Consider the following 299-nt stretch of genomic DNA (forward strand, 5'->3'; position numbering starts at 1 on the left):
CCCCCCCCCCCCCCCCCCCCCCCCCCCCCCCCCCCCCCCCCCCCCCCCCCCCCCCCCCCCCCCCCCCCCCCCCCCCCCCCCCCCCCCCCCCCCCCCCACCCCCCCCCCCCCCCCCCCCCCCCCCCCCACATCTTACTGTTCGTCGGCAGCGTCAGATGTGTATAAGAGACAGGTACCTGGATGTGATTTTCAGCCAGCTGGCCATCCTGTCCGAGGTGAACGACAGCGAGTACGTCATTGCTTATGAGCCCGTCTGGGCGATCGGCACCGGCAAGGTGGCATCGCTGGAGCAGATTGCC

1 protein-coding gene is annotated in these 299 nt (G+C 74.2%); it reads left to right on the forward strand.

The window, feature by feature from the left end:
* Nucleotides 1-299 (forward strand): triose-phosphate isomerase (locus JHD62_RS22140; RefSeq protein ID WP_199104674.1); only part of this gene is annotated, 299 nt, incomplete at both ends.

The sequence above is a fragment of the Aquitalea sp. ASV11 genome, from assembly GCF_016429185.1.
GTDB classification, from domain to species: Bacteria; Pseudomonadota; Gammaproteobacteria; order Burkholderiales; family Chromobacteriaceae; genus Aquitalea; species Aquitalea pelogenes.